4 protein-coding genes and 1 pseudogene are annotated in these 7968 nt (G+C 74.6%); all 5 read left to right on the forward strand.

All coding sequences use genetic code 11. The features are described from left to right. Window positions 1-283 precede the first annotated feature (283 nt). The 5 genes and pseudogenes from SSNG_RS19605 to SSNG_RS19625 all read left to right on the forward strand — a co-directional run bounded on the left by SSNG_RS19605 (window position 284) and on the right by SSNG_RS19625 (window position 7731). Complete coding sequence (locus SSNG_RS19605) at window positions 284-1213, forward strand: TIGR03084 family metal-binding protein (protein WP_007265615.1); 930 nt, start codon at window positions 284-286, stop codon at window positions 1211-1213. Next, window positions 1210-3003 carry an acyclic terpene utilization AtuA family protein gene (locus SSNG_RS19610; RefSeq protein ID WP_206731311.1) on the forward strand — a complete coding sequence of 598 codons (1794 nt, stop codon included), beginning with the start codon at window positions 1210-1212 and terminating at the stop codon, window positions 3001-3003. The genes SSNG_RS19605 and SSNG_RS19610 overlap by 4 nt, the downstream gene beginning before the upstream one ends. Further along, window positions 3000-4598, forward strand: coding sequence for a carboxyl transferase domain-containing protein (locus tag SSNG_RS19615; RefSeq protein WP_007265617.1), 1599 nt, complete (start codon window positions 3000-3002; stop codon window positions 4596-4598). Before SSNG_RS19610 ends, SSNG_RS19615 begins: the two co-directional genes overlap by 4 nt. Before the next feature lie 7 nt (window positions 4599-4605). Next, a pseudogene (locus SSNG_RS19620) lies at window positions 4606-6583 on the forward strand (biotin carboxylase N-terminal domain-containing protein). Continuing rightward, window positions 6580-7731, forward strand: coding sequence for an acyl-CoA dehydrogenase (locus SSNG_RS19625; protein ID WP_042801413.1), 1152 nt, complete (start codon window positions 6580-6582; stop codon window positions 7729-7731). Before SSNG_RS19620 ends, SSNG_RS19625 begins: the two are co-directional and overlap by 4 nt. Window positions 7732-7968: the final 237 nt, after the last annotated feature.

The raw sequence follows: 7968 nt of genomic DNA on the forward strand, positions 1-7968 counted from the left end.
CGGGGAGCGTCCAGTATCGCCGCCACGCGGGGCGCGTGCAGGGCGCGTTCCCCGGCGTACGGCCGGAACCGCCCCTGATCGTCTCCGGTGCGTCGCGGGGCGCTCCGGTCCCGCCCTCGGCCGGGCCTTGCGTGATGGCCGGTGCCGATCAAGTGGGCGTCGGCGGAACGGACTTGGGGGAAGTGGCGGGATCCGGACGCAGCCCGAAAAAATAATGCAAGCACGCTTGATTGTTTTAGTGGAGGCTGCCAGGCTTCCCCCCACGCCGAGAGGGGAGCACGCCGTGCCCGATCCGTCCGCCGAAGGCCGGTCCGCCACCGCCGCGGCCACCGCCACCGCAGTCACCTCCGAAGTCGCCTCCGCAGTCGCCTCCGCAGTCACCCCGGTCAACGTCTTCGCCGACCTCCTCGCCGACCTCCGTGAGGAGGGCCGCGAACTCGACTCGCTCGTCGGGGAGTTGCCGTCACCGGCCTGGGCGTGGCCGACGCCCGCGCCCGGCTGGAGCGTCGCCCACCAGATCGCCCACCTGCACTGGACCGACCGGGCCGCGCTGCTCGCCCTCACCGATGCGGAGGGCTTCGCGCGGATGGTCGAGGAGGCATTGAAGGCCCCCGAGTCGTTCGTCGACGAAGGCGCGGAGGAGGGTGCCGCGCTGGAGCCCGCGGAGCTGCTCGCCCGGTGGCGCGAGGGTCGGGCCGCGCTCGACGCGGCGCTCGCGGCGGCCTCGCCCGACGCCCGGTTCCCCTGGTACGGGCCGCCGATGAAGGCCGCGTCGATGGCGAGCGCCCGGCTCATGGAGACCTGGGCCCACGGCCAGGACGTGGCCGACGCGCTCGGCGTACCGAGCACCCCCACGGCCCGGCTGCGGCACGTCGCGCGGATCGGGGTGCGGGCGCGCGACTACGCGTACGCGGTACGTGGACTGCCCGCGCCGGAAGGGGAGTTCCGGGTGGAGCTGACCGCTCCGGACGGGGCCGGGGTGTGGGCGTACGGGCCGGCGGACGCCCCGCAGCGGGTCACCGGGCCGGCGCTGGACTTCTGCCTGCTGGTCACCCAGCGCGCCCACCGCGCCGACCTCGCCGTCACCGCGACCGGGCCCGACGCCGACCGCTGGCTCGACATCGCCCAGGCCTTCGCCGGCCCGGCGGGCCAGGGCCGCGACCCGCGGGGTGGCGACCCGCAGGGCCGCGACCCGCGGGGCGGCGGGCGGTGACGCGGCGGGCGCTGCGCGTCGGCAACGCGTCCGGCTTCTACGGGGACCGGTTCGACGCCCTGCGCGAGATGCTGACGGGCGGCCCGCTGGACGTGCTGACCGGCGACTACCTCGCCGAGCTCACCATGCTGATCCTCGGCCGGGACCGCCTGAAGAACCCGGAGCTGGGCTACGCGAAGACCTTCCTGAAGCAGCTGGAGGAGGGCCTCGGGCTGGCGCACGACCGGGGCGTGCGGATCGTGACGAACGCCGGCGGGCTGAACCCGGCCGGGCTGGCGGCGGCGGTACGGGCGCTGGCGGCGAAGGTGGGGGTGCCCGTCTCCGTCGCGCACGTCGAGGGCGACGACCTGATGCCGTACGGGCAGGACGCGCTCACCGCCAACGCCTACCTGGGCGGCGCCGGGATCACCGCCTGCCTGCGGGCCGGAGCGGACGTGGTGGTGACCGGCCGGGTCACGGACGCGGCGCTGGTCAGCGGGCCGGCCGCCTGGTGGTTCGACTGGGGCCCGCAGGAGTACGACCGGCTGGCGGGCGCGGTGGTCGCGGGCCACGTCCTGGAGTGCGGTGCGCAGGCCACCGGCGGCAACTACTCCTTCTTCACGCGGCACGACGTCTCCCGGCCCGGCTTCCCGCTGGCCGAGATCGCGGAGGACGGCTCCTCGGTCATCACCAAGCACCCGGGCACCGGCGGGGCCGTGACGCCCGGCACGGTCACGGCCCAGCTCCTCTACGAAACCCAGGGCGTGCGCTACCTGGGCCCCGACGTGACGGCCCGGCTGGACACGGTCCGGTTGACCGCGGCGGGCACGGACAGGGTGGCGATCTCCGGCGTCCGGGGCGAGGCCCCGCCCCGCACCCTCAAGGCGGGAGTGACCCGGATCGGCGGCTGGCGCAACGAGGTGGTCTTCGTCCTGACCGGCCTGGACATCGAGGAGAAGGCGGCGCTGGTCCGTGCGCAGCTGGCGGAGGCCCTGGCCGGGGTGTCCTCCGCCGAGTGGACGCTGGCCCGCACCGACCACGAGGACGCGGCGACGGAGGAGACGGCGAGTGCGCTGCTGCGGCTGGTGGTCCGCGATCCGTCTCCCGACCGGGTGGGCCGGCGCTTGACCTCGGCGGCCGTCGAACTGGCCCTGGCCGGCTATCCGGGCTTCCACGTCACGGCCCCACCGGCCGCCGCACAGCCGTACGGCGTCTTCACCACGACCGCCGTGGCGGCGGACTCGGTCCCCCACACAGCGGTCCTGCCCGACGGCACCCGGCTGCCGGTGCGCGCCGCGCGGAGCCATGCCCCCACCCCGCCCGTTCCCGAAACCGGGGTGTGCGGCCCCGGACGCCGCGAAACGGCCCCGCCCGCGGGTCCCCCCGGAGGGAGTCCGGGCTCCGCAGGGCCCCCGCCGGCCACCGCGGCGCATCCGGCGGGGGCCACCCGGAGGGTGGCGCTGGGCACGATCCTCGGGGCTCGCAGCGGCGACAAGGGCGGGGACGCCAACGTCGGGGTGTGGGCCGAGAGCGGCCCGGCCTGGGAGTGGGCCCGGGACACCCTCACCGTCGAAGCCTTCAAGGCGCTGCTCCCGGAGACGGCCCCGCTGGAGGTGGCCCGCCACGAGCTGCCGAACCTGCGCGCCCTGAACTTCACCGTCACCGGGCTCCTCGGCGACGGCGTCGCCTCCGGGCACCGCTTCGACCCGCAGGCCAAGGCCCTCGGCGAATGGCTGCGCGCCCGCCACCTCGACGTCCCGGCCCACCTGCTCCCCGCCACCCCGACACCCGCTCCTGAGGGGACCCGATGACCCGCCTCGGAACCACCGTCGACCCGCTCGCCGCCGAGCACGCCAAGGCCCGTACCGCCGCCCTGGAGCGGCTCGCGGAGCTCGACGCCGAGCACGCCAAGGCCCTCGCCGGCGGCGGGGAGAAGTACACCGCCCGGCACCGCGACCGCGGCAAACTGCTGCCGCGCGAACGGATCGAGCTGCTCCTCGACCCCGACACGCCGTTCCTGGAGCTGTCCCCGCTGGCCGCCTGGGGCAGCGACTACCCGGTCGGCGCCTCGATGGTCACCGGCATCGGCACCGTCGAGGGCGTCGAGTGCCTGATCACCGCCAACGACCCCACCGTCCGCGGCGGCGCCAGCAACCCCTGGACGCTGAAGAAGGCGCTGCGGGCCAACGAGATCGCCCTCCAGAACCGGCTGCCGTGCATCAGCCTCGTCGAGTCCGGCGGCGCGGACCTGCCCTCCCAGAAGGAGATCTTCATCCCGGGCGGGGCGGTCTTCCGCGACCTGACCCGGCTCTCCGCCGCCGGCATCCCGACCGTCGCCGTCGTCTTCGGCAACTCCACCGCCGGCGGCGCGTACATCCCCGGCATGTCCGACCACACCGTCATGATCAAGGACCGTTCGAAGGTGTTCCTCGGCGGTCCGCCCCTGGTCAAGATGGCCACCGGCGAGGAGAGCGACGACGAGTCCCTCGGCGGCGCCGACATGCACGCCCGCGTGTCCGGCCTCGCCGACCACTACGCCCTCGACGAGTACGACGCCATCCGCCAGGCCCGCCGCATCGTGGCCCGGCTCAACCACCGCAAGCCGTACGCCGAGCCGCCCCCGGCCGAGGAGCCGCTGTACGACCCGGAGGAGCTCCTCGGGATCGTCCCGCCGGACCTGAAGACCCCCTTCGACCCGCGCGAGGTCATCGCCCGCATCGTCGACGCCTCCGACTTCGACGAGTTCAAGCCCCTCTACGGCACCAGCCTGGTCACCGGCTGGGCCACCCTGCACGGCTACCCGGTCGGCATCCTCGCCAACGCGCAGGGCGTGCTGTTCAGTGCCGAATCGCAGAAGGCCGCCCAGTTCATCCAGCTCGCCAACCAGCGCGACATCCCGCTCCTCTTCCTCCACAACACCACCGGCTACATGGTGGGCAAGGAGTACGAGCAGGGCGGCATCGTCAAACACGGCTCGATGATGATCAACGCGGTGTCCAACTCCCGCGTCCCGCACCTGTCCGTCCTCATCGGCGCGAGCTACGGCGCCGGCCACTACGGCATGTGCGGACGCGCCTACGAGCCCCGGTTCCTCTTCGCCTGGCCCAGCGCCAAGTCCGCCGTCATGGGCCCCCAGCAGCTCGCCGGGGTGCTGTCGATCGTCTCCCGCCAGTCCGCCGCCGCCCGGGGACTGCCGTACGACGAGGAGCAGGACGCCGGGATGCGGGCCTTCGTGGAGGCCCAGATCGAGTCCGAGTCCCTGCCCCTCTTCCTCTCCGGGCGGCTCTACGACGACGGCGTCATCGACCCCCGCGACACCCGTACCGTCCTCGGCCTGTGCCTGTCGGCCGTCCACAACGCCCCCGTCGAGGGCGCCCGCGGCGGCTTCGGCGTCTTCCGGATGTGAGCCCCAGATGACCCAGACCACCGCGACCACCCAGACCACGCAGACGAACCAGACGACCCAGACGAACGTACCGATCACCCCGATCACCCCGATCAGCTCCCTCCTCGTCGCCAACCGGGGCGAGATCGCCGTCCGGATCTTCCGCACGGCGCGCGATCTGGGCCTGTCCACGGTCGCCGTCCACTCCGACCCCGACGCCGGCGCCCTGCACGTCCGCCACGCCGACGCGGCCGTCCGCCTGCCCGGGGCCGCGCCCACCGACACCTACCTGCGCGGCGACCTGCTGATCGCGGCGGCCCGTGCGGCCGGTGCGGACGCCGTGCACCCCGGGTACGGCTTCCTCTCCGAGAACGCCGGCTTCGCCCGGCAGGTCCTGGCCGCCGGCCTGGCCTGGGTCGGGCCGCCGCCCGAGGCCATCGAGGCCATGGCCTCCAAGACCCGGGCCAAGGAGCTCGTGCGCGCCGCCGGCGTCCCCCTCCTCGACCCCGTCGACCCGGCCGCCGCCACGGCCGCCGACCTGCCGCTCCTGCTCAAGGCCGCGGCGGGCGGCGGCGGCCGCGGGATGCGCGTCGTACGCGACCTCGACTCCCTCAAGGAGTCCCTGGAGGCGGCCCGGGCCGAGGCCCTCTCGGCCTTCGGGGACGACGAGGTCTTCGCCGAGCCGTACGTGGAGCGCGGCCGGCACGTCGAGGTACAGGTCCTGGCCGACGCCCACGGCACCGTCTGGGCGCTCGGCACCCGCGACTGCTCGCTCCAGCGCCGCCACCAGAAGGTCATCGAGGAGGCCCCTGCCCCCGGCCTGCCGGAAACCCTGCGCGAGACCCTGCACACGGCCGCCGTCGCCGCCGCCCGCGCGGTCTCCTACCGGGGCGCGGGCACCGTCGAGTTCCTCGTCGGCGCCGACGGCCGTCCGTACTTCCTGGAGATGAACACCCGCCTCCAGGTGGAACACCCCGTCACCGAGGCGGTCTTCGGCCTCGACCTGGTCGCGCTCCAACTGCGCATCGCCGAGGGCCGGCCCCTGCCCCTCACCCCGCCCCCGCCCTCCGGCCACGCCGTCGAGGCACGCCTCTACGCGGAGGACCCGGCCCACGACTGGCGCCCGCAGACCGGGGTGATAGAACACCCTCGACCTCCCCGGCCACGTCCGCGTCGACACCGGCTTCACCGCCGGGGACACCGTCGGCGTCCACTACGACCCCATGCTCGCCAAGGTCGTCGCCCACGCCCCGACCCGCGCCGAGGCGGTCCGGATCCTCGCGGACGCCCTGTCCCGGGCCCGGATCCACGGCCTGACCACCAACCGCGACCTCCTCGTAGCCTCCCTGCGCCACCCCGAGTTCGCCGCCGCCCGGCTCGACACCGGCTTCTACGAACGCCACCTCGACGCCCTCGTCGAAGCCGCCCCGGACCCCGCGCTCGCCTGCCTGGCCGCGGCCCTCGCCGAGGCCGCCCCGGCCCCCGGCGCCCCCCTCGCCGCCCGCCTCGGCGGCTGGCGCAACCTCCGCTCCCAGCCCCGGACCCGCCGCTACACGGTGGCCGGCACCGAGTACGAGGCCCGCTACGACCCGGTGGAAGACCCGGCCGTCCGCGTCCTTGAGGCCACTCCCGAGGCCGTCACCCTCGAAGTCGGGGGCGTGCGGCGGATGTTCCACGTGAAACGCAAATCGAACACGGTCTACGTGGACTCCGTGCTCGGCTCCCACGCCCTCGTGTCCGTACCCCGGTTCCCCGATCCCCAGGACCGCACCGAACCGGGCTCCCTGCTCGCCCCCATGCCCGGCACCGTCGTCCGCATCGCCGAGGGCCTCGCTCCCGGCAGCACCGTCACCGCCGGGCAGCCCCTGCTGTGGCTGGAGGCCATGAAGATGGAGCACCGCATCCTCGCCCCCGCCACCGGCACGCTCACCGCGCTCCACGCCGTCACCGGCCGCCAGGTCGAGTTCGGCGCCCTGCTCGCCGTAGTCCAGGAGGACCAGCCGTGATCGAGACCGAAGAGCACCAGGCCCTGCGCGCCGCCGTGTCCGCCCTCGGGCAGCGTTACGGCCGCGACTACCTCGCCCGCGTCGCCCGCGAGGGCCGCCACCCCGACGAACTGTGGGCCGACGCCGCCAAGCTCGGCTACCTCGGCGTCAACCTCCCCGAGGAGTACGGCGGCGGGGGCGGCGGGATCGCCGAACTCTCCATCGTCCTCGAAGAGCTGGGCGCGGCGGGCTGTCCGCTCCTCATGATGGTGGTCTCGCCGGCCATCTGCGGCACGGTCATCGCCCGCTTCGGCACCGACGCCCAGAAGAGCGCCTGGCTCCCCGGCCTCGCGGACGGCAGCCGCACCATGGCGTTCGGGATCACCGAACCCGACGCCGGCTCCAACTCCCACCGCATCACCACCACCGCCCGGCGCGACGGCGACGACTGGGTCCTCACCGGCCGCAAGGTATTCATCTCCGGCGTGGACATCGCCGACGCCACCCTCGTCGTCGGCCGCACGGAGGACGCCCGCACGGGCCGCCTCAAGCCCTGCCTGTTCATCGTCCCGAGGGACGCCCCCGGCTTCTCCCGCTCGGTCATCGACATGGAACTCCATGCGGCGGAGAAGCAGTTCGAGCTGACCCTCGACGACGTACGGCTGCCCTCCTCGGCCCTGGTCGGCGACGAGGACGCGGGCCTCCTCCAGCTCTTCGCCGGCCTCAACCCGGAGCGCGTCATGACGGCGGCCTTCGCCATCGGCATGGGCCGGTACGCCCTCGGCCGGGCGGTGGAGTACGCGAGGACCCGCCAGGTCTGGAAGGAGCCGATCGGCGCCCACCAGGCCATCGCCCACCCCCTGGCGGCGGCCCACATCGAACTGGAACTCGCCGGGCTGATGATGCGGAAGGCGGCCGCGCTGTACGACGCGGGGGACGACGCGGGGGCGGGCGAGGCGGCGAACATGGCGAAGTACGCGGCGGGGGAGGCGTGCGTCAGGGCGGTGGACCAGGCGGTGCACACCCTCGGCGGCAACGGCCTCACCCGCGAGTACGGACTCGCCTCCCTGATCACGGCGTCCCGCGTCGCCCGCATCGCCCCGGTCAGCCGGGAGATGATCCTCAACTTCGTCTCCCACCAGACCCTGGGCCTCCCCAAGTCGTACTGACCTCCTTGACGCGTGCCTCGCACCGCTCAGCGCCGGGGCGCTTCACGGGCTTCGCCCCGCTGCGCCGGCCTCCGGCCGTCGGACCCGGGGCAGCGCCGGAGCCCGTGGCCGGGGCCGGCGGGCCGGTGCGGCCGGGCGGGCCGCGGCCGGCGGGTGGGCGGCCGCTGCGCGGGGCTGGTCCCCTACCCACCCTTTCGCCCGTTCCCCGGGCTCCGCCCCGGCCCCCTCCTGGGGGCT

Source organism: Streptomyces sp. C (assembly GCF_000158895.1).
GTDB lineage: Bacteria > Actinomycetota > Actinomycetes > Streptomycetales > Streptomycetaceae > Streptomyces > Streptomyces racemochromogenes.